Origin of the sequence: Thalassoglobus sp., from assembly GCF_048270125.1 — a bacterium.
Classification (GTDB): Bacteria; Planctomycetota; Planctomycetia; order Planctomycetales; family Planctomycetaceae; genus Thalassoglobus.
Map to the genome: position 1 here is coordinate 87,087 of NZ_JBLWTN010000005.1, position 21,853 is coordinate 108,939.

Here is a 21,853-nt window from a genome sequence, read left to right on the forward strand (position 1 = left end):
TCAGTAAGCCGGAAAAACGGCTTGGGTGGAACTCGATTTGAAGTCATCGCCAAAACATTGACAGCCGCGAAAGTTCGCGGCTGTTTTCTTTTTTCCGCTTCGTTATTGTATTCGTAGAGACCGACTTTCAGGATCTTCAACGTTTCTGTTGCACGTTGATATCGATTTGATTTACACACCTTGCTTAATAAACAATTCTCATGTCATTCCCTCCAGTTGATAAACAACTTCAAATCCTTCGACGCGGTGTTGAAAAAATCGTTCCGGAAGAAGAACTCGCTGCGAAGCTCCAAAAAAGCCGCGAGACAAATACCCCATTGCGCGTGAAGTACGGAATCGATCCGACAGCGGCCGATGTTCACCTGGGGCATACTGTTCCCCTGAGAAAGATGCGGCAGTTTCAGGACTTAGGTCATCAGGCAGTGATCATCATTGGAAACGCCACCGCCATGGTCGGCGATCCCAGCGGTCGAGATGAAGCTCGCACGAAGAAGCTTTCCGAAGAAGATATCGAAGAGAATGCAAAGTATTACCTGAACCAAGTCGGCAAAGTCATCGATCTCGACAACGCCGAAGTTCACCGCAATGGCGACTGGTTCGGCAAAATGGGCTTGGTCGAGATTCTCAATCTGTGCGGCAAAGTGACTGTGGCCCAACTGCTCACGCGTGACGATTTCGCAAAACGAATGAAAGCAGAAGTCCCGATTTTCCTGCATGAGTGTCTTTACCCCGTCATGCAGGCCTGGGATTCTGTCGTCATTCAGTCCGATGTGGAACTTGGTGGGACCGAACAGCTTTACAGTTTCATGCTTGCTCGTGATCTCCAAAAGGATCAAAGCCTGAACCAGCAAATTGGGATCATGTCACCCATTCTCGTCGGTACCGATGGGACTCGACGGATGGGGAAAAGCTTGGGGAACTACATTGGGATCTCGGAAACTCCTTATGAGATGATGAAGAAGTTCATGCAGCTTCCCGATGATGTCATGAAAATGTACTACGAATTACTCACGGAAATTGATCTCGGCGAAGTCGATCAAATTCTCTCCGGACACCCCAAAGAGGCAAAAGTCCGACTGGGTAAAACGGTCATTTCAGAATATCACGACGACACCGCTGCTGAAGACGCAGCTGCACGTTGGCAAAAGGAAATCGGAGAAGGGAATCTTCCTACAGAGATTCCAGAGAAATCCCTCAGCCGTGCGTTGCTCAACGAAGAGGGAGCAATCCAGGCAGCTCAACTTCTCAAAGAACTGGAACTGGTTCCATCGACATCGCAGGCAATCCAGCGCATCAAGGGAGGCGCTGTCTTCTTCCTGATCGACGGAGAGAAAACAAAAATCGCCGACCGGGGGGACTGGATTAAAATTGTTCCGGGAATGATCGTCCGCGCCGGTAAAAAAGATTGGGCGAACGTCCAACTGGGAGAGTAGTTTCAGTATCGGTCTGCACGTTCTATATCGTGCAGACCGATAGTTTGTTGGGCGAAATTCTCCTCACGGAAACGAAGCATTTTGGCTCTTCAGTATGCTTTCCGGCGGTTAGCTCTTTTGTCCGAGCTCTTTGGATTTTTCTGTCGCGGCCTGTACGGCGTTCATGAGGATGCCGCGCAGGCCACCTCGTTCGAGTTGATGGAGGCCAGCGATTGTCGTCCCGCCGGGACTGGTGACGGCGTCTTTCAAAGCCCCCGGATGTTCTCCAGTTTCGAGAACCATTTTTGCAGCTCCGAGCAGAGTTTGAGCAGCTAATTGTGTCGCTGCTGCTCTGGGAAGTCCCATAAGAACGGCACCATCGCTGAGAGCTTCGATCATCTCGAAGACGTACGCAGGTCCGCTGCCTGAAAGACCAGTCACCACGTCCAGCAAGTGTTCGGGGACGTTTAGTGCAAGGCCAACCGTCTCGAGCATTTCTTGAACAAACGTAGCATCGTCCGATGTTACTTTCGTCCCGCAGGAGAAGCCGGCAGCTCCCAACTGGACAATCGCCGGCGTGTTTGGCATCACACGTACGTGCCGGCTCTCAGGGATTGCTCGCTGTAATGTTTCCAGTTTTGCTCCAGCGACAATCGAAACAAAGAGATGCTCGGCGGTTGCCTCTTTCGACAATTCCGTCAGCACGTCCCCCAACACTTGAGGCTTCACCGCAAGAATAACAACATCAGCCGCTTTGAGGACATCGAGGTTGTTCTCTGTCGTTCGCGAACCGGTCTGTTTTTCAAATGCGGACCGCGAGTCTGCGAAACTGTCGCTGGCGAGTAGATCTTCCGCAGCGGCAAAGCCAGAATTGATCACCCCTTTTGCCAACGCTGTCGCCATCTTTCCTGCGCCAATGAAACCGATCTTCTGTACCGACATTGTCATTCTTCCTCAAGCAGTATTGAAAAGGTGTACGCGTTCTGTTTTGTGGAAGTGAGCGATTCATCAGGTGAAAGGCGCTCTTCACGAATAAAGGAAACGCGAATGTGTTCAGGCTTCTGGATTCTCACTTCTTAACGCTTAATAAATTTGCTCTAACAAAACCTGAGCAAGTGATCGAAACCCCAGAGAATGACATCGATTCCAGAAGCAGTGTCAGGCGTTCATAGATTCGTGCGCCGCCGAGAGAAAGTCAAACCGGAATCTGAATGACCGGCGTCACTCAGGTCTGCAGGCGATGGTGTGTGCCAGTCAATCTGAGAGTGTGATCGCAAATCGAGTGAATCGCAGCGATTTCAACAATCCTGAGCGGTGTTCCATGAAAATTCTGTGATAAATGGAGTCGTTTCAGATCACTTTCTCCTGATTGCTTGCGTGGCTTGGCGGTTCGGCATACAAACAGAGCATCGAAATTCAGCTCAGGAGCGTAATGATGTCGGAAAGTCACGGTTCAATCACCCTTAAGCACCACACTCACAAATATCAGGTGATTGGAACTCGTCCAGTTCGCCACGATGGGGCGGACAAAGTGACCGGGCGAGCTCAATACGGTTCAGATGTCCGGCTTTCCGGAATGTTGCAGGGGTTCATTCTACGTAGCCCGATCGCTCATGGAAAAATTCTCTCCCTCGACACAACTGAAGCAGAGAAGTTCCCCGGTGTTCATGCAGTCGTGACTGGTGCGGATCTTCCGGAAGCGAGTGACCGAGTCGCTGAACTGGGCGAAGGGTCTGTCAATTTGCGGCACTTGAGCGCGAACGTTCTCGCGAAAGACAAAGTCCTTTACCAAGGCCATGCGATTGCTGCTGTGGCGGCAGACAATATCCATATCGCTGAGGAAGCTGCGAAGCTGATCAAAGTTGAGTACGAAAAGTTGCCGGTCGAACTCGACGTGCGGCATGCTATGCAAAGTGACGCTGCTGTTCTCAACGATGATGTGCGAACTGTCGAATTCGGCGAGACAATTAATGATTCTCCCACGAACGTCGCTGCCAAGTATGTTTATGAGCAGGGAGACGCAGAAGAGGCTTTCGCGAAGGCGGACGTTGTCATTGAAAAGGAGTTTCGGACAGCGACCGTTCATCAAGGATATATCGAGCCTCACACTTCAACTGCTTTATGGCATGGGGATGGTCGCTGTACTGTTTGGACCAGCACGCAGGGAGCCTTCAGCGTTCGGCATCAACTTGCTGAACTGCTCGAAATTCCTCTGACGTGGATTAAAGTGATCCCGACAGAAATTGGTGGCGGATTTGGTGGGAAGATTTCCGTCTATGAGCAACCGGTGGCTCTGTTGCTTTCAAAGAAATCGAGTCGGCCCGTTCAGGTCACAATGAACAGGACCGATGTATTTCAAGCAACCGGTCCGACACCCGGCTCATATATCCGCGTCAAGCTCGGAGCCGACTCGAACGGCAAACTCGTTGCGGGTGAAGCGTATCTCGCTTATGAAGCGGGGGCCTATCCCGGTTCGCCGATCAATGCCGGTTGCATGTGCATCCTGGCCTGCTACGACATTCCGAACGCGCGTATCGAAGGATACGACGTCTGTGTCAACAAGCCTCGCACAAATGCCTATCGCGCACCGGGCTCGACGAACGCTGCATTTGCAGTAGAGGCGGTCATTGATGAAATCGCAGAAAAGCTAAGTATCGATCCACTTCAGTTTCGCATTGATAACGCAGCCAAAGAAGGAACACGCCGCCCGGATGGTGTGGTCTATCCGAAAATTGGTCTCGTCGAATGCCTCGAAGCTATCAGAGACAGCGACCACTACAAATCCAAACTGGAAGGACCAAATCGCGGACGCGGAGTCGGTTCCGGATTCTGGTTCAACGCGGGACTGAAATCGAGCGTCACAGTCAACGTGAACTCGGACGGGAGAGTCTCTCTCATTGAGGGCTCAACAGACATCGGCGGGACACGAACATCCCTTTCGATGCAACTTGCAGAAACGCTTGGAATCGCTGCGGAAGATGTGCAACCGATTGTCGCGGATACGGACAGTGTCGGCTACACGGATGTCACAGGTGGAAGTCGTGTTACATTGGCGACAGGCATGGCTGTTCATGAAGCTGGCTTGAAAATTCGTGAACAAATGTGCGAGCGAGCAGCTCGGATCTGGGAATGTGACGTGACCGATGTTCGTTATGAAGACGACGGAACGATCGCTGGCCCCGATGGAAAACAGATGTCCTTTGTTGAACTCGCGAATAAAATCATTGCAACCGGCGAATCGATTACGGCCTCAGCGAGCATTAGCGCCCCCGCTTCAAGCAATGCTTTTGGCGTCCATTGTGCCGACATTGAAGTTGATCCAGATACCGGCAAAGTCGAAATTTTGCGATACACCGCTGCACAGGATGCCGGGACAGCGATTCACCCAGCTTATGTCGAAGGACAAATTCAGGGTGGAGTGGCTCAAGGCGTTGGCTGGGGATTGAACGAGGAGTATGTCTACAACAAAGATGGCCTGCTCATGAATGCCAACTTCCTCGACTATCGCATGCCGACCTGTTTCGACTTACCGAACATCGACGCCATTATCGTCGAAGTCCCGAATCCCGATCATCCTTACGGCGTTCGCGGTGTCGGCGAAGTTCCGATTTGTCCTCCGCCAGCGACACTCAACGCAGCCATCCATAACGCCGTCGGAGTCCGCATGAACGAACTCCCGATGTCCCCACCAAGGGTTCTGCACGAACTGCTGAAGAACTCTTAGGCAATCTTCTCCAACGACTTGAGTCTTTCCGGTTGAACAGGCAATGATACGAGTCGGGAAATGCAAAAAGAGCACGGACTGTGAACAGTCCGTGCTCTATAAAAAATCTAGTTAGCCAACCGAGATTTATTCCTCAGGCTTTGCTTCTGGAGCAGGCGAACTAGGTTGCTCTACTGATGGAGCTTCAGCTTTGGGAGTTTCAGCCTTAGGGGCTTTAACTTTGGGAGCTTCAACTTTAGGAGAGTTTCCTTTTCGAGGAGTTTCAACTTCAACTTTTGCTTTAGCTCCACCTTCTACTGAACCTGATTCAGTTTTCGGTTTTTTGACATCCGTGTCTCGCTTGGGCAAAGCCTCTCCATTTTTCTCGGGCTTGGAATCCTGGTCTTTTCGCATACGACGCGGAGTTTCGCCCTCTTTGGAGTTACGATCTGCTGGACTGTCTGAATCAATTGCCTTACCATCACGGTTCCTTCCGTCACGGTCGCGGCCGTCTCGGTCCCGGTCTCCATCTCGTTGATCGCGGTCACGTCCGTCACGATCACCACGGAAACCATCTCTGTCTCCACGGCGTCCACGATCATTGAATCCAAATCCGACACGTGGCCCACGAACTCCGAAGAATCGGTTCACTTGTGCGAACACAGGTGCAGGACCGCCAGACGCATAAAATCTCTGTCGAGTGAAGACAGGTGCTTCGACAAAACGGTCGCGAGTAATCACTGTGGTCACGTAAGTAATCTTGTGATCTTTATGACCATCAAGATTCAATGCCGCAAATGGTAAAAAGACGAGACCATCTTCCTCTCGGGCTCTCTCCGGGAGGACAGCTAGGTAAAGCACTTCACCTTGAGCATTGATGACCAGGTCTTTGACTTCTCCAAGGTTTTGATCAGCCTTATCTTTGACGATCAGTCCCATGAAGTCGCTTGTCATGAATGTTGCATCAGAGTCAGCCTGAGCTGAAGTCCCCGTTGGAACTTTTTGAGTTGTACGTTCCTCAAGACGAATATCTTGAGCGATTGCCATACTGGAAAACAGTGTTCCCAGTGCAAGACTGAGTGTGGTGAGTTTTGATGTTTGTAAACGCATGTTTAACTTCCATTTTGAAATAGGATTTTAAAACCAGAGCATTCTTCAATGCATTTCGTGCCCGTGAAAATCGCCCTCGCGATATCACAGGCTGTTCGCCATCAGGCGAAGCTCGAAGACAGAGATTGGTTTGGTGAAGTGATAATCAGACAGGCTCGATCAAGGCTGATTCACACTGACTGTGAATCGCTGTCTGGTTATCAATGGTGACCTTTCGATCTCCACGCAAGGAGATGAAGCAAGTAGTGCGCCATTCATCAAACTTTAGAGCAGTTTGCTCTACCGTGTGCCCGTGAAGGACGCATTTCTCTAGTAAAAATACTGTTCGCCACGAGGCAGAACCTGCAAACCAATTCGAAAGATGCTCTAGAGAAACACGTCGTTTCCAACGTATTTATGAGGGCCCTGTGAGTCTTGGAGAGGCGAATCATACACTTCGTTGGTTCGCCAGCGACCAGTGTGCAATTTTAGAGTGCATCGAGACATCAAACCGGATCAATAGAGATTGTGGTGAGTCTGTTGAAGTGCGTGTGGTGTTGAAGCTTCGGTTTCAGATGTTTTAGTTTTGACGATGGAGTTGTACAGTTCGGTCCATGTTGCGCTGAGTGACTTTGTGCTGACTCAACTATGGCAGGAAGCCTTTTTCTCGAAACTCCTGAATGTTGCCCGCGGCGCTTTCCATGATTCGATCGGTCGCGTACTTCAGCACAGCCACCCCTCCCAGTCTGTAAGGAGCAGTGAGAATCGCGATGCGGTCTTCATCCTGATCGTCGAGAGTTTTGTTCAATCGGGCAACAATCTCTTCAACACTGTCGCTGAGCAGTTCCGCTTTTTGCTTGTGGTTTTCAATTTGCAGATTCGAAAACGCTGCCGTGCGAGACATCAGGAAGTCGACCATGCCTCCGAATTCGTTGTCTTCAAAGAAATTCCGAAACTCGGGATGACTGTTCTCCGGCGTGATGAGCACAGGCCGAGCGACTTTAACAACACCACGGCTCACTTCAACTGGCTGGTGCGGTTGTTCCGAATCGACAATCAGGTAGTATTCGAGATCGGAATCGCCAAAAGTGAATAACGTATACGGAACAGGACGAGCGATCGAAACGGAGTCCCAGATCCCTCGAAAAATTTTTTCGCGTTCAAATTCGTGAAAGTTCATGATACTAGTTAACCGAATCCAGTGATTACACTCAAGTCCGGACGTTGTTGACATCGACCGGATTCACAATAAAACATGTCATTCCTGGGGGGTGACGTTTCAACCCGCCCAAACGATAACGATTTTAGACTTCAGGAGAGACCTGCAATGAGCGGTCCAATTGTACGCACCGGTGCCACCCCCGAATACTGGGATAATTGGGATCAGGTTTTTGGTAAGAAAAAGAAAAAAGCAGCAACGAAAAAGAAAGCTGCCGAGAAGCCAGCTGCTGAAAAACCAGCAAAGGCTCAAAAGAAGAAACCGGCCAAAAAGAAAGCAAAGAAAAAGTAGTCTTGCGAGACATCTCAAGAAGGCGAGACTGGGGGATCAATTCCCGATTCCTCGCTTCTCTGTCCCGCACAAAACAGTGGTGGCTTGATACGGAGATCAATTCGAGCACGCCGGATAAAAGGGCTGGAAGAGTCCCGGTCTGTGCTTCTCCGATTTTCCCGCTGGGATTTTTACTGATTTATTGCTGAAATCAAAGTCTGCCGTTGTGGCGAGCGAATACTCTTGAGATGAACGAATTGTGTCGCTGTCGACTCCAAAAACCGAGACTCATTCCCCGGCACTTGCCGGGGTTGGTTTTTGGTTGGCGCTGCTCTGCGCTTATGCCCTTTTCGTTCTGTTCTCTCTGCTGAGGGTCCCCATTCCGGGGGTCAATGAGCCGCACTACCTGTGCAAAGCCAAACACTTTTGGGATCCGAGTTGGTGCAGCCGGGACATCTTCCTGACTTCATCTAATCCGCATCTTGTCTTTTACGCCACGTTCGGTTGGCTCACAAAATATTTCTCACTCGACACCACCGCGATCATCGCAAGAGTTGTCGGTCTCGTTCCGTTGGCAGTCGGTTGGCATCTCCTTTGTGCCCGGCTGTCTCACAGAGTGTGGACGTCGGTCGTTTCGCTCAGCATCTTTTTCGTTCTGCAATCTGCTGGAAACTGGTCCGGTGAATGGCTTGTCGGTGGTATTGAATCGAAAGTGATCGCTTACGGTTTTTTGTTCTGGGCTATTGCACAGGCAATCATACTTCGATTTCCTTCGAGCGCGCTTCTGGCTGGCTTAGCAATTTCCTTTCACCCAGTCGTGGGAGTTTGGGGAACGCTCGCAACGGTCATGGCAACGTTGGGTTTCATTCTGATCAGCGATAGAGAAAATATTCGTAAGAACATTCCCGGTTTGAGAGTGTGGGGCCTTTCGGTTTTCCTCTTTTTTGTGGCTGCCAGTCCAGGTTTAATTTCCGCCGGCATGGCAGTGCTGAATGATGACCAAGAAGCTGCTCGAATCGCGACGGTTCTTCAAGTTGGACATCGCCTTTCGCATCATCTGGACCCAATGCGATTTCCGAAGGTCGCCTATCGATACTTCGCAGCAATGATTTTCGTTTGGGTACTTTTCATTCCGAAAAGACAAGATCGCGAGAGCGATCGCTGGTGGAACCTGTTGATCCTTTCGAGTTTAATCATCGCAGCTTGCGGGGTTTGGATTGGTTGGGGACCACGCCCCATCAAAGAGATGCCCGGTTATGAATGGCGGATTTCTGCACTCAAGTTCTATCCCTTTCGTCTTGCAGATTTGATGGTTCCTGTTGCTCTCAGCATTGCTGTTGGGAGGTCATTTGTGAACGCGGTTGAGAAGCGATTCGCTTCGCCAGCCAAGCAGGTCGGAAGCATTGTCTGCTGCACTCTTCTGCTGGCGTGGAGTGGACTCGTCATTCCTGGTTCCGAGCAAAACCCCAGCAAAATGTCTGTTTCCAAACGACAAAACTGGATCGAAGCTTGCCAATGGATTGATGACAACACCGAGAAATCTGCATTGGTTTACAGCTTCGGAAACCAGTGGGCCGTGAAGTGGTATTGTGACCGGGCCGAGTACGTCAATTACAAAGACTGTCCACAGGATGCGAAGTCGATTATCGCCTGGAACCGTCGCCGCTGGGCTATTGTTCTCTGGAAAAAACAAGCGTTCCTCGATGGTCGAATCTCGAGTGGTGAGTTGCAAGATCTCACGAAGAAAACTGAGGCCACGATTTTCATCTGCGAGCGACTCGGGCCGATTGATCAAAAGCCAGATTTTCAAAACAGCGACTTTCGAGTTTACGTAACGGGAACCGACTCTTCGTCAGCCGAGTGAGCTCGCGCTTAAGTCGGCTCGATTTTGACCTGGCGCCGTCTTGCCTGCTAGCATGGCATGTTCGTGTTGTTCGTATGGTGAACTGCTTTCGAATAAGGCCTGTTGCTGTGAATCAAATTTGTCTCAGTCTGTCGTTGTTTCTTGTGAGCTGTCTTCCAGTCTGTGCAGCTGCGCCAGACATCGTTTTTGTGAATGGAAAAATTGTCACTGTCGACGACGATTTCTCAATCGCTGAAGCGTTCGCAATTGAGGATGATCGGATTGTTGGAGTCGGCTCAAATGCCGACATTCTTAAGCTGAAAACCGAGACCTCAAAGGTTGTTGATCTGCAGGGCAAAACGGTTCTCCCAGGTTTGATCGACTCACATGTTCATCCGACGGGCGCGTCGATGTTTGAATTCGATCATCCGGTGCCAGTCATGGAAACGATGGATGATGTCCTTCAATATATCCGCGAGCGAACGCAAGTTGTCGAGAAGGGAAAATGGATTTCCCTGTCGCAGGTTTTTATTACACGCTTGCGAGAACAACGATATCCAACACGTGCAGAATTGGATGAAGCGGCCCCCGATCATCCGGTCTATTTTCGAACCGGTCCCGACGCGGCACTCAACTCCCTCGCATTGGCAGCCAACAAGATCGACAAAGATTTCAAAGTCCCTGAAGGGAACGGTGCCATCGTTGAGCGTGATGAATCGGGTGAGCCGACTGGTGTCATTCGCAAGGCGGGTTCGTTAGTGAAGCGGGGAGAAACTGGAGAAAAGAAACCGACGGACATCGACCGGAAGAACCGGCTCAAAGAACTACTCGCTGACTACAACAAAGTAGGACTGACGAGTATTTCTGACCGGAACACATCAGCGAGCGGCATGGGGTTGTATCAAGAACTCAAAGGGGCTGGCGAACTGACCTGCCGCGTCTATGCGTATCGAGCATTCAGTGCCAGCGGAACCAGCGAATCAATTGCGGACCGCATGAAACGGCTGGCTGAAGACCCTCTTCACGAATACAACAACATGCTCTGGTCTCGCGGAATCAAGTTGTTTCTGGACGGCGGAATGTTGACGGGAAGTGCCTACATGCGAGAGCCCTGGGGCGTGAGCGAGATCTACTCGATCACTGATCCCAACTATCGTGGGACGAAATACATCGAAGCGGACCGGCTCTATGAAATCGCAAAACTCGCGTTAGAAAACGATCTGCAAATCACTGCTCACTCTGTGGGCGACGGAGCCGTTCACGCACTTGTGGATGCTTACGAACGAGTGAACGCAGATGACTTTCCAGTTCGGAACGGTCGACCTTGCATTACACATTGCAACTTCATGAGTGCAGATGCAATCGATCGAATGGCGAAAATTGGCATTGTCGCAGACCTGCAGCCAGCGTGGTTACTCCTCGATGGAGCTACACTGCAAAAACAGTTTGGCGACAAAAGAACAGAATACTTCCAGCCGTACCAGACTCTCTTTCAGAAGAACGTCGTCGTCGGTGGTGGATCAGATCACATGCAGAAAATCGGAGGTCTGCGATCAGTGAATCCGTACAATCCTTTTCTGGGCATGTGGATCACTCTCACACGGCAAGCACGTTGGACGGACCAACCTCTTCATCCCCAGCAGCGAATCAATCGCGAACAAGCGATTCGCCTTTACACCATCAACAATGCCTATCTCACTTTCGAGGAGAAGGAAAAAGGCTCCCTCGAATCTGGGAAGCTCGCAGACTTCGTTATCCTCAAGCAGGATATTCTTGAGTGTCCCATAGAAGAGATCAAAGATATTGAAGTCAAAGAGACGTGGCTCGGCGGGAAGCGGGTTTATTAACCTCATCAGCCCCAAGCCACTTTAAGGCCGTTCAGCAGAGTGGATCTTGAATCAAAAAAAAACCGTCAGGGAATTCCCTGACGGTTTATTGTTTGAGCTTGCTCAAGAAGCGTCGGTCCCTCGATGGGAAGTTACTTCCAGCCTTCTCTTTCTGGATCGTCGCAGCTGAGTTCGCATTGGTTGCCATCGCATTCATCGCGAATGTCCTGGAAAGTCGAACCGTAGGTCTTGGACTTTACTTGACCATAACCTTTTTCAGCTGAGAACCCGGTGAAGAAGTAGCTTTGGTTGATCGACCCGATGGCATCGGCAACATCGTTGAGCTCTGCAACCAGTGCGCTTTGAATTTCTGCAAGACCGACAATCATTCCGATGACGAGGATCGTCGCAACGAGCACAAGTTCTGCCGAGACAATGAAACCGCATTCATCCGACATGAGAGATTGAAATAGTGTTGGCATGACTGACTTTCTTTCCTGGAACCTAATTTAATGGATACTCATTGCCAGACCGCCCAACGTTTCATTTGTGGAGGCGGCGAGAGCCTGGGTTTCAACGAGTTCTTGAAAACATCTTGACGACACTTTGGATTTGCAGACCTCGTGCCAGTCGCTGTGTTCGAAGCTCGTGATTCCACGTAACATTAAGCGTGGTTCCGCTTTAAAGAATTTTGTCCACGATCAGCATACTCACGTGAACAGTCTTCGCGCCAAGAAGTCCAAGCGCAGCGGTTGACCAAAACGTCAAGAAGATGAAACATCTCGACATCCAATCGGCGTTGGATGGAGATTCACAATGACGTACAGAAAAGTCCCAGCCCGATGGGCTCTCGACCACCGGACCGGAAAGAAAGTCTGTTGCTAAAAGTGCACATCGTATGCCGGGTTTCGTCAACAAAGAACTCTTCGACGGAGCTATTAAGCCGCAACATCCTTCTCATTCTAACCTTACGGTACTTGTTCCGTTTGTGACTGATTGTTGCGATTCAGCATCGCTGAGGATGTGTGTTCAGTCTTCTTATCAACATGTCCTCGCAACCTGTACAATTCGTATGCAGAGCTCAAGCACGCAGCTGACAACAGAGCCGAGAGGGCTCAGATGAGTTGCTCTTTGTTGAAGGAATCAGTCGACCCCAGGTTCGTGCGACTTCTCCGACGGAATTTCGACAGTTTTGAGCACAATCCGAGTGACCTCTGGGCGGCAGTGGTAGCGGAATGGATGGCGGCCGGAAAGGCCACGGGAGATGTGCAGGAGGGTAGGAGCTTCCCAGAAGATTCCCGAAGCGTATTGAGTCCCGAAACGGCTGGGGGAGTAAACTGGCCCGATAAGCGGCAGTTGTACCTGCCCGCCATGATTGTGCCCCGAGAGCATTAGGTCGACGTGCGAATCTCGGGCAGATTGAAGGTTGTCGGGAGTGTGGCACAGAAGAAGTCGAAAGTGTGCGATCTTGGAAAACTCTGGAGCCGTCCCCATCCAAGGTGTTTCGTCTCCTCCGATCTGAAGGATGGCATGGTTAATTTCGAGTTCCACGGTCTCGGATGCAACATTCACCCATCCAATCTTCGAAACCGCTTCGCGAATGACATCGGGATCTTGATACCAGTCGTGATTTCCGAGGATGAAGAAGCTGCCATACTTCCCACTCAATTTTCCCAGAGTCTCCGGAATCCAATCGATGCATTTCATCCTGTCAATCAAATCGCCAGTAAAGCAAACAATGTCCACCGGTTCCTGAGCCAGAAGGTCGCTCACCTGTTTAAAGAACGATTCGCTCAGCGTCCCCATGAAGTGCCAGTCGGAAATATGCAAAATCGAAAGCCCGTCCAATTCTGCGGGCAATGATTCAAGCTGAAATGTCTTCTGGTTGAACTCGACTTCAAATTGCTCGTTCATTGGCAACATTGCCAATCGGTAGTACTTGCCCGGCTCAACAGGCTTTGCTCCCAGCTTCTTTGTAATATCAATCGTTTCAGATTGTTTGTCGATGAGTTGCTCCGGAGCTCGTTGCAGGATGTTTCGGATGGTTACGAAAACCAGCTGCATTCCACCCAATAAACAGGCACCAACAAAACACCACCAGAATGGCGTCAACTTCGCCCAGCTTCCGCCGAGCAACAGCTTTGGCCCGGTAAGACCCAAACCGACAATCAACAGCAACGGCACCAGTATAATCATGACATCATGAACGCGACGAAGACGGTGCAGTGTTCCGCAGGTCAACGGCAGCGCATGTGTTCGATTCACATAGGCAACCCACAATGTCGTGTTACCAGCGATCAACCAGAGAAGAGCAAAAAGATTGAGCCAGTCCAAGAAGTTTCCGTTTCTTTAAATTACGGTCTGTTAAAGCCGTTTTGAAAATGATGTACGTGTTCTGCTTCAAAAAGCACTCTCAACAGGCACCGGAAACTCACATGTCTTCTAGAGCCGTTTGTCCTACCGCGTGTTCAGAAGGACACGTTTCATCATTCGAATTGCAGTCCCCACCAAAAAGGACGGGATCACCAATTCGAATAATGCGATATAGACTGTCCTGGATAGAGTTTTCAAACGGAACGATACGAGAAAAGACAAGCCAATAGCAATCCACCCAAACACATTCGTGTTTTAGTGCCCGTGAAGATCACTTTCGCGACCGCAATGGTTGCTTACAACCAGACAGAACGTGATTTCGATTTCGAAAGATGGTTGAACTCATGAGTCATTGCCGGATGGCTCACTTTGGGGTTCAAACTCTTGTAAGAAGTCTTGGTCAACCCGACCTTCCCTGATTCGACTTTTGGCCCAGTCGACTGCAGTCCAGCCGTCTGAATCTTGAAGAGTTGTCACCGCTCCAGAGTCGATGAGCAGCTGTACTCCGGAGTAGTATGTTGATTCCGAGTGCAAGCTGCGAAGCAGTGCGAGGAGTGGCGTTGTCCGACTCTCTGGCTCCTGAAAATTGACGTCTGCCCCCTCTTCAATCAACAATTGCATCACGTCCAGCTGTCCGCCCGATGCAGCGAGAATCAAGGCTGTCCGTCCGTATTCATCGGTTGCATCCACTCCGACGCCTTGTGCGAGAAACTCCTTCACAAGGTCGATCCGCCCCCACCGGGCAGATTCGGTGAAACCGGTGAAACGACGCTCAGGCGATTTAATGAGATTGTGGAGGTAGTGGTCGATCGCCTTTTCATTGTGGATTCTGGAGCTCTCCTTGGATGATTCCTCTTCCACCTGAGGAGAACACCCAAGCATCACGACCAAAGCCATCAAGTAGATGCAAGCAGAGGCTGCAGGAATTGAATTCGTCCGAGAAGAATATTGGCAAGTTTGGTCCACACGTACATCTTACGATATCGGTCCGTTGATTCAAAGATCGAGAAAACAATCAAACTGATTGACCCGCTTTGAAAGGCAACAAAAAGAATGTCAATCGTGATCATGCCCGTGATGATCATGATCGTGGTCATGACTGTGCGAATCATGATCATGGCTATGAGAATCGTGGCGGTGATCGTGATCGTGTGATGACTGGTCTTTTTGTGATGCGGCGAGCGGTGACTCAGGTCGTTTCTCTGGTTGCTGTTGCTCGAATGCAGTGAGGGCAGCTCGGTAGATTTCTCGAATCGGTCGAGAATGTTCTTTGGCGAGTTGGCTGCACGCTTCGAATTCTGGAGAGAAACTTGTTTCGCCGGAGCGGTTCCAGGCGACTTTTCCAAGGATCGATCCGAAGCTTGTCAGTACACTGTGTTGTTGACGATGTAACGTGGACCGCCACAAATTTTGCCTGCGAATTCCCAGGGTTCCAGTTTCGTTGAAGATGATCGCTTCAAGTTGTTCACGATCTTGCGGAGAGCAGATTACGCTCAGGATGACTCCGGGACGATTCTTTTTCATTTGCACCGGGATCGTATAGACATCTTTTGCCCCGGCGATCAGGAGTTGTTCTTTTGTATGGCCGATCACTTCTCCACTGATGTCGTCGAGATTTGTTTCCAGCAGGCAAACTTCATCCATGCCCGTGGCGATAGCCACTTCGCCCACGAACAGACGTAATAAATTGGCACGCGAAGCGAACTCCATTGTCCCTGCGCCGTAGCCAATTTCGTTGATGGTCATAGCGGGCATGGGGCCAAAACGATCGACAATAGTTTTGACGATCGCTGCTCCGGTCGGCGTTGTCAGTTCTGCATCGATTGGAACATCGACAAGAGGAATCCCTTTGAGGAGTTCAGCTGTTCCCGGTGTCGGCACAGAGCAGATTCCATGGTCGATGCGAACTTGCCCGCGTCCGGTCGGGATGGGGCTGCAATGAACCTGTTCGCAACCGAGTAAATCGAATCCAACAGCGGCTCCCACGATATCGACGATCGAGTCGATTGCACCGACTTCGTGGAAGTGAATTTTTTCAACGTCGGTCCCGTGAACCCTTGCTTCTGCTTGGGCGACTGCAAGGAAGATGTCTTGCGCCAGTGACCGCTGCGAGTTCGAAAGTGAGGTCGCATTTTCTAGCAGCTTAACGATGTCACTGTAGTGCCGATGTGCGTGCTGTTCCGGATGTTTGACGACAATATGCGTCGCCCGGAAGCAACTCTTCATCACTTCGTTGACTTCAAGTTCGACTCCGGGAAGGTCGAGCGAGTGAATCGCTTGTTCGATAGCTGATCGCTCTACTCCTGCGTCCAGGAGTGCTCCGAGTGTCATGTCTCCGCTGATCCCAGTGGAGCATTCAAGATAGGCGACTTTCATGAACGAAATTCCTCTTGTGCGAACAGATGTTTCCGGAGACTTCAGGTCTCCGGCTAGAGCAGTTTGCTCTACCGTGTGCCCGTGAAGAACGCATTTCTCCAGTAAAAATGCTGTTCGCCACGAGGCAGATCCTGCAAACCAATTCGAAAGATGCTGTAGACCAAACCTGGTGTTGGTTTTACATACTGCCTTGTGCTGAGCAGTCTGTGAAGTCTCGAAAGTGCCCTTCAGGGGGATGACAAGCTTTGAATAGAGTAGTTTGCTTTACCATGTGCCCGTGTCGAACGTGTATCACTTGTGGAATTGCTGTTCGCCACGAGGCAGAACCTGCAAACCAATTACTTCTCGGTTTCGTCGAAGAGCAGGGACTCGGACATTCGCTGAATTTGGCCGTTCTGATCTAAGCATGCCAGGACTGTTCGACCGGTCGCGATCAGTGTCTCATCCCGATGAATTTCGTACTCGTGTTCAAGCTTCGCGCCAGTCAGCTTGGAGACGCGAACGCGGATGCGCAGCAAGTCGTCATAGTGGGACGGCCTTTTATAATTGCATTCTGCTTTAACGATCACCAGAAAGAAACCACGTTCTTCGAGCTCTCGATAGTTCCCACCTCGTTCGCGGAACAGCTCGGTCCGGGCGACTTCGAAGTAGGCGAGGTAATTCATGTGGTGCAGAACACCCATCGCGTCCGTTTCGCAATATCGGACACGAATCTCCATTTCGAACCAGTCCGAAGACATGGCAGGATCCCCTCTTACGACATTCCCACTCGCTACGGGAGAATGAAATTATCCCTTGAACGGGCCTTGCTGACGGGCAAGAGCGAGAATTCCTTCGGTTGAGTCGGGCGTTTCGGTAGCAGATCCCCCCGAAGCTTCGGCTGGCGGAGCTTCGACAGTGGCTTCTTCGACAGCGACCTCTTCGGCTGGAGCCTCGACTGCTTCAGCCGGAGTGTCTTCAGCTTGCTCGCTTGCGTCCTTTGCTGCTCCCTGTTGACGAGCGAGCTCCAAAGGAGAAAGTTTCTTCCCAGCTGCTGGAGTCGCAGCGGGCGCCTCTTGCTTCCCGGCAGCCCCTTGCTGTCGTGCCATCTCAAGTGGAGAGAGTTTCTTTTCGCCGCCAGCAGCAGGTGCTGCACCGGCAGCTCCCTGTTGACGCGCCATTTCAAGTGGGGAGAGTTTTTTCTCGCCAGCACCAGCGGCTCCCTGCTTGCGGGCCATCTCGAGAGGGCTTGCTCCACCGCCAGCTTTGGGGGCGGCGGCCGGCTTGGCAGGTGCTTTCTTTTCCGCTTTTGCTTCTTTTTTCTTCGGCAAAGGAGCGTCGACCTTGATCAGGCAAGAAGGATCGATGTCGTACCAGCTAATGTCGACAGGTCCATCGAACTCCACCAGTGCGCGGCAATTCATGTTCACCGTCTTGACTCGACCGGTCAGACCGACAAAACGACGTAACTCGGGAATGCTCTCATTCACGATGACGTATTGATCTGTCCACTCTTTTTTCAAAACTTCAGCATCGGCGATCAACATGGGATGACGCTCACATTTCATCAAAAAACGAATTGATCCTGCCCAAGGAGTACGGGCAATTTAGATCTCCTTCCCGCCGAGGTCAACAATTTTCTGAGCCAGTTTGGGCTTCAGTCGTTGGAGATCCTCTACGAGACCATTGCAAGCCCGCAATTCTCGACAACATCAAGCTAGAATTCAAGTTCAGTCAATCGGTTTCCTCGGAAACAGAATCGATCTTCTCAGCGGAACTGACCTTGGGGGTGTCCGCAGAAATTTCTGGCTGAACAATCTGAACCGGTTGAAACGGACTCAATCGCTCTGCCCCTTCGGTGACAACGAGCATTCCGGGGGTCAGCTCTCCCTCTTTGGCCTCGATGGAGTCCTGATACGATCCAAGTTCTTCAATCATGACGAGTTTTGCAGTCCCTGCATCTGGCTTCTCTCCCGGTAAGACCGAAACGACTCTCGAACCGTTTTCAGACCGGATGACTGAGTTTTTGGGAACCAGAAGAGCCGTTCGTGGAACTCCCCGAAAAGTGACGCGTGCATACATCCCTTCCGAGAGGGCAGACTGTTTGCGTCCATTGTAATCCAAAATTTCGTTCTTAACGACCACTTTCACGGGAAAAGTACGCGATCCTCCCTCCCATTGGCTGCGAGGAATCAAAGACTCGACAGTCCCTTTCCAATAACGTTTTCCAGGGGAATGAATTTCGACATCGACTTCCGTGCCGGGGCGGACATTTTCGATTTCCAACTGATCAACATTCGCGATGATGTACACTTCGTCGAGCATGTCGGCGATGGTGACAACCGGATCTCCCTTTCCCAGCCATTGACCTGCCTGGGTATGTTCCGAAACGATGACTCCTTTGAAAGGAGCCCGCGTTGTTCGCTTGGCCTTCTCCGCTTCAAGGTATTCGACCTGTTCAACCTGAGCCTGGTAGCGCGCTTTCGCCTGATTAATTTGTTCCTGGCGCGGCCCTTTTTGGATCAGCTTGGCTGAAGCGATTGCTGATTCATAAAGTTTCTGGGTTGTTTCTGCCTGTTCGACAGCACTGTCCAGGTCATCCTGGTTCACCGCGTTGTTTCTCGCGAGTTCCTGTTGACGCCTCAATCGGATGGCTGATGCGTCCATTGCAGATTTCGCAGCAGCAACATCCGCAGCCGCCTTCTCGATTTCTTCCTGCCGTGAGCCATTTTCGAGCTCCTGCCATTCCTGTTTTCGCATTTCGAGGACTTGCTTGGCCTCTGCGATGCCCAGGTCAGTCGTCACGATATTGAGAACGGAGAGTTCTTGATCCTCGTCGACGAGGTTTCCTTCACGAACAAGAAATCTGTTGACCTTTCCGTCGGCCCCCGAGGCAACCACGCTGGTCCGTTTTGCTACGACTGTTCCGACCACGATCGTTTCAGGGATAACCTCCCCTTTCTCGACCGTTGCGACATAGACTCTGGAGGGTGGACGTCCGCCCGCTCCTGGCCCCCCGGCGGCCGGCTTCTCAGCGCAGCCAGCCCCAAGCAGCGGCAAGAGCCCCAAGGCTGGGATGATTGCGTACCGGTAAAATGAAAAGGTGTTACGGGATGTCATGCTTCGCCGTTCTCGTTTTGCTCTGACTTCGCTTCATGCTCCGCTGGAGCAGCGTGTCCTTGCGATGTTTTGACGCGAACTGGGGAAATCGCTCGACGCAACGTGGTTCGTAGTTCGTCTAGCGAAGCCTCTTTGCCTGTGAAATATTTGAATTGTGCGGCAGCCTGTCGCACGAACATTTCAATTCCGCTCACCGGATAGCACAACCGCTCTTTCGCTGATTTTAGCAGGAGGGTGTTCTCCGGATTGTAGATTGTATCAAAGACCACCATATCCTCGCGAAGCCAGTGCGGCTCGAATGGTGTTTCATTCATCTCCGGAAACATGCCAACGGGAGTGCAGTTGACCAAAACATCCGCACCAACCGCTCCACGGTTGCCCCAAGTCACATGTTGGCAGTTCAAGCTTTTCGCAAGTTGTGAGCCACGGGTTTTGGACCGGTTTGAAACGGTGACGACAGCATTCTCCTTGGCCGCCCCCATTCCAATCGCCTGAGCCACTCCACCTGCTCCCAAAATGAGAACCCGTTGACCATTCAAGCTGGGTTCTTTCTTCGCAGCCAATCCGAGTTTGATCGAATCTAGCGCGGCATCGTAGTCGGTGTTTTTTGCATGCCAATTGCCTGATTTACTTTTGACGAGCGTGTTCGCTGCCCCAATCTTCCGGGTGCTTTCGTCTGCTTTGTCTGCAAATTTTAAAGCCGATTGTTTATGCGGAATCGTGACGCTGTAGCCATGAACTTTGAGAAATTCGTAGGCTTTCAACGTTTCTGAAAACTCTTCAGCTCCCACTCGCATGGGTAAATACACGGCGTTCATCTTGTTTTTCGCAAACGCGACATTAAACAGAATGGGACTCCAGCTATGCCCGACAGGATCTCCCAAGACGCCAAAGACGGCGGTTTCATCATTGATCTGATCGTACCGGTACAGCCTTTTCATTTCTTCAAATGAAAACTGTCCGGGAGCCATCACCCGTTCCTTGCTGAACGTCGCATACGAGAACGGAGCTCCATACTTTCCGCATAGAATCCGGCTTACGACTCCGTATTCTCCCATGCAAAATCCGACCGTTGGAACTTTCGCCTTCGCGACCAGTTCCAGCATGCGAATGTTGTCGATTGGCGAATCTGCCATGGTTACGATTTTGACGATATCGGGATCGCACTCGCACAGCTGCTCGTGGATTTCTTCCAGGTTGTCAGGCGTTTTTTCAAAGTCGTGATAGCTCACAATTCGTTGAGTTTTACCGTAACGCGGAATCGACTTGGCGATATCCGCTTCGAGGTCGACATACTCCACCCCGGACATGATCGCTTCACGCAGAATCGTCAGGCGTTTCTCTTCAGAGTCGCTAAAACGTCCACCATCGGCAGGTCGGCGGCAGGTGACGATCACTGGCGTAGGACGATTTTTGATCAACCGATCCAGGCGAAGCCCACGGGGGATCCAGTCCACACGAAGCTCCACCAGCTCAGCCCCCCTCTCGGCAAGGCTTTCGTGTTCAGCAATCATCATTTTATGTCGGGTGCGGCCCAATGTGACGCAAATCATTTCGCCATTTCCTTTTCTGGCAAGGCGAGGTCGTTGAAAATCCTCTGAGTCTCTTCGCAATTATGGCGAATCGCTCGCTGTAGAAACAGTCACTTGAAGCAACGAATCATGTCGAGGATCGCTGGAAATATGAACATTAACGAATCTCTTGCCGGGCCTGCATTCCCCGGTTTGTGATTTCCCATTGTTGCTGAAAGGGGCTTGAAAAGAACACGGATGCAACGGATCAACCGGATTTGCACGAATCGGGCGGCTGAAGTCCGCTTTGACCCGACCATCCCCAGAGAACGTAGGGAAAGTCTTGGATATTTTGAAGAGCGAAGCGAGGACAGCCCCCACTTGCCGGGGCCTGAGAACCGGCAAATTTTGACTAGAGGCTGCTCAACTGGTCCCCTTCTCAAGATTCGGGTTCGCGCAGAGGTGAAATTCGTGTAATTCTACAGCTCAAGTACCGAAATATTCATATTGGGTACTTCCCCACCCCCACATCGATCGTGAAATCGTTCAGGACGGACCAGGTTCACGTGACCCTTCCCTATCGCTTTCCATCCAAACCGCAGGAGGCGGAGATGCCAAGAAAGCAAACACTTTCGCTGATAATATTTCTAGGAATTGCCCTCAGTTTGGCCGGTTGCCAAACCATGAGCTCACTCCCTTTTGTCCCTCAGAGCGCGGGTTTGCCCGCACAAAGTGAGTAGGCAAGATGCGGACATCCAAGAAAAGACTCTTGTTGATTGTTGTGGCAACGCTTTGCAGTGTCTCAACGGGCTGCACGCTGGACAGAACGTCGTTCCAGATGAATAGCAATTCTCCGATGCCATTTTTCGGGTTCGACTTCCGCCTGCCTCGCAAGACATCACAAGTTGAGACTTTGAGCCACGAAGAACAATTGGCAACAAACTGGGATAACCAGGAAGCCGTTCGCCCGGTGAGTCACAAAAAGTCATCGACGCCGACTCAACCTGCAACACAACGTCTCCAACTCCCAAAAATCTCGACTCTTCTCGAATCGGGACAGGAAGAAGAACTTTCTTTCACCGGCCCGAAAGCTCCTTTCACCCGTTAGCGAATCTTTCGAGTTGCTCTTCAG

The 21,853-nt window shown here is 51.0% G+C and carries 17 protein-coding genes; 6 read left to right on the top strand and 11 right to left on the bottom strand.

From position 1 onward, the window contains the following. Positions 1 to 200: 200 nt before the first annotated feature. Positions 201 to 1,433 (top strand): tyrosine--tRNA ligase, encoded by a 1,233-nt coding sequence (tyrS, locus tag ACN0YR_RS08105; RefSeq protein WP_417848700.1) that lies wholly within the window; start codon positions 201 to 203, stop codon positions 1,431 to 1,433. 108 nt (positions 1,434 to 1,541) lie between these two features. On the opposite strand, the gene proC is transcribed toward tyrS, so the two are convergent. After that, entirely contained in the window at positions 1,542 to 2,354 is an 813-nt protein-coding gene (gene proC / locus ACN0YR_RS08110; protein ID WP_417848701.1) for a pyrroline-5-carboxylate reductase, read from the bottom strand. Between the two features lie 493 nt (positions 2,355 to 2,847). On the opposite strand from proC, the gene ACN0YR_RS08115 reads away from it, so the two are divergent. After that, positions 2,848 to 5,136, top strand: coding sequence for a xanthine dehydrogenase family protein molybdopterin-binding subunit (locus ACN0YR_RS08115; RefSeq protein WP_417848702.1), 2,289 nt, complete (start codon positions 2,848 to 2,850; stop codon positions 5,134 to 5,136). A gap of 126 nt (positions 5,137 to 5,262) precedes the next feature. Here the strand turns inward: ACN0YR_RS08115 and ACN0YR_RS08120 are convergent, their stop codons facing one another. Together ACN0YR_RS08120 and ACN0YR_RS08125 are read right to left on the bottom strand one after the other, a co-directional pair. Continuing rightward, positions 5,263 to 6,225 carry a PRC-barrel domain-containing protein gene (locus ACN0YR_RS08120; RefSeq protein WP_417848703.1) on the bottom strand — a complete coding sequence of 321 codons (963 nt, stop codon included), beginning with the start codon at positions 6,223 to 6,225 and terminating at the stop codon, positions 5,263 to 5,265. Positions 6,226 to 6,850: 625 nt separating this feature from the next. After that, a complete protein-coding gene (locus ACN0YR_RS08125; protein WP_417848704.1) occupies positions 6,851 to 7,384 on the bottom strand; it encodes a hypothetical protein in 534 nt (177 codons plus the stop codon). Between the two features lie 147 nt (positions 7,385 to 7,531). Between ACN0YR_RS08125 and ACN0YR_RS08130 the strand changes: the two genes are divergently transcribed. From ACN0YR_RS08130 to ACN0YR_RS08140, 3 genes are all read left to right on the top strand, one after another. Next, positions 7,532 to 7,714 carry an RNA polymerase subunit sigma gene (locus ACN0YR_RS08130; RefSeq protein ID WP_417848705.1) on the top strand — a complete coding sequence of 61 codons (183 nt, stop codon included), beginning with the start codon at positions 7,532 to 7,534 and terminating at the stop codon, positions 7,712 to 7,714. A 238-nt stretch (positions 7,715 to 7,952) separates the two neighbouring features. Further along, positions 7,953 to 9,557 (top strand): DUF6798 domain-containing protein, encoded by a 1,605-nt coding sequence (locus tag ACN0YR_RS08135; protein WP_417848706.1) that lies wholly within the window; start codon positions 7,953 to 7,955, stop codon positions 9,555 to 9,557. 107 nt (positions 9,558 to 9,664) lie between these two features. Continuing rightward, on the top strand, positions 9,665 to 11,383 hold the full coding sequence (locus ACN0YR_RS08140) for an amidohydrolase (RefSeq protein WP_417848707.1): 1,719 nt from the start codon (positions 9,665 to 9,667) through the stop codon (positions 11,381 to 11,383). A 131-nt stretch (positions 11,384 to 11,514) separates the two neighbouring features. Here ACN0YR_RS08140 and ACN0YR_RS08145 read toward each other — a convergent pair whose 3' ends face one another. The 8 genes from ACN0YR_RS08145 to aroE form a co-directional block, all read right to left on the bottom strand. Further along, complete coding sequence (locus tag ACN0YR_RS08145) at positions 11,515 to 11,844, bottom strand: hypothetical protein (protein WP_417848708.1); 330 nt, start codon at positions 11,842 to 11,844, stop codon at positions 11,515 to 11,517. 661 nt (positions 11,845 to 12,505) lie between these two features. After that, positions 12,506 to 13,696, bottom strand: a complete 1,191-nt coding sequence (locus ACN0YR_RS08150) for a metallophosphoesterase (protein ID WP_417848709.1) — start codon at positions 13,694 to 13,696, stop codon at positions 12,506 to 12,508. A 381-nt stretch (positions 13,697 to 14,077) separates the two neighbouring features. Beyond that, positions 14,078 to 14,632, bottom strand: a complete 555-nt coding sequence (locus tag ACN0YR_RS08155) for an ankyrin repeat domain-containing protein (RefSeq protein WP_417848710.1) — start codon at positions 14,630 to 14,632, stop codon at positions 14,078 to 14,080. 159 nt (positions 14,633 to 14,791) lie between these two features. Further along, the gene (gene larC, locus ACN0YR_RS08160; protein ID WP_417848711.1) at positions 14,792 to 16,111 is read right to left on the bottom strand and encodes a nickel pincer cofactor biosynthesis protein LarC; all 1,320 of its coding nucleotides are present in this window, start codon (positions 16,109 to 16,111) and stop codon (positions 14,792 to 14,794) included. A 338-nt stretch (positions 16,112 to 16,449) separates the two neighbouring features. Further along, the gene (locus ACN0YR_RS08165) at positions 16,450 to 16,851 is read right to left on the bottom strand and encodes an acyl-CoA thioesterase (RefSeq protein WP_417848712.1); all 402 of its coding nucleotides are present in this window, start codon (positions 16,849 to 16,851) and stop codon (positions 16,450 to 16,452) included. A 48-nt stretch (positions 16,852 to 16,899) separates the two neighbouring features. Beyond that, positions 16,900 to 17,637, bottom strand: coding sequence for a hypothetical protein (locus ACN0YR_RS08170; protein WP_417848713.1), 738 nt, complete (start codon positions 17,635 to 17,637; stop codon positions 16,900 to 16,902). 187 nt (positions 17,638 to 17,824) lie between these two features. Beyond that, positions 17,825 to 19,210 (bottom strand): efflux RND transporter periplasmic adaptor subunit, encoded by a 1,386-nt coding sequence (locus ACN0YR_RS08175; protein ID WP_417848714.1) that lies wholly within the window; start codon positions 19,208 to 19,210, stop codon positions 17,825 to 17,827. Further along, the gene (gene aroE / locus ACN0YR_RS08180) at positions 19,207 to 20,763 is read right to left on the bottom strand and encodes a shikimate dehydrogenase (protein ID WP_417848715.1); all 1,557 of its coding nucleotides are present in this window, start codon (positions 20,761 to 20,763) and stop codon (positions 19,207 to 19,209) included. The genes ACN0YR_RS08175 and aroE overlap by 4 nt, the downstream gene beginning before the upstream one ends. A gap of 814 nt (positions 20,764 to 21,577) precedes the next feature. Between aroE and ACN0YR_RS08185 the strand changes: the two genes are divergently transcribed. Next, positions 21,578 to 21,829: a hypothetical protein gene (locus tag ACN0YR_RS08185; protein ID WP_417848716.1), complete on the top strand. Its 252-nt coding sequence runs from the start codon at positions 21,578 to 21,580 to the stop codon at positions 21,827 to 21,829. Positions 21,830 to 21,853 lie beyond the last annotated feature (24 nt).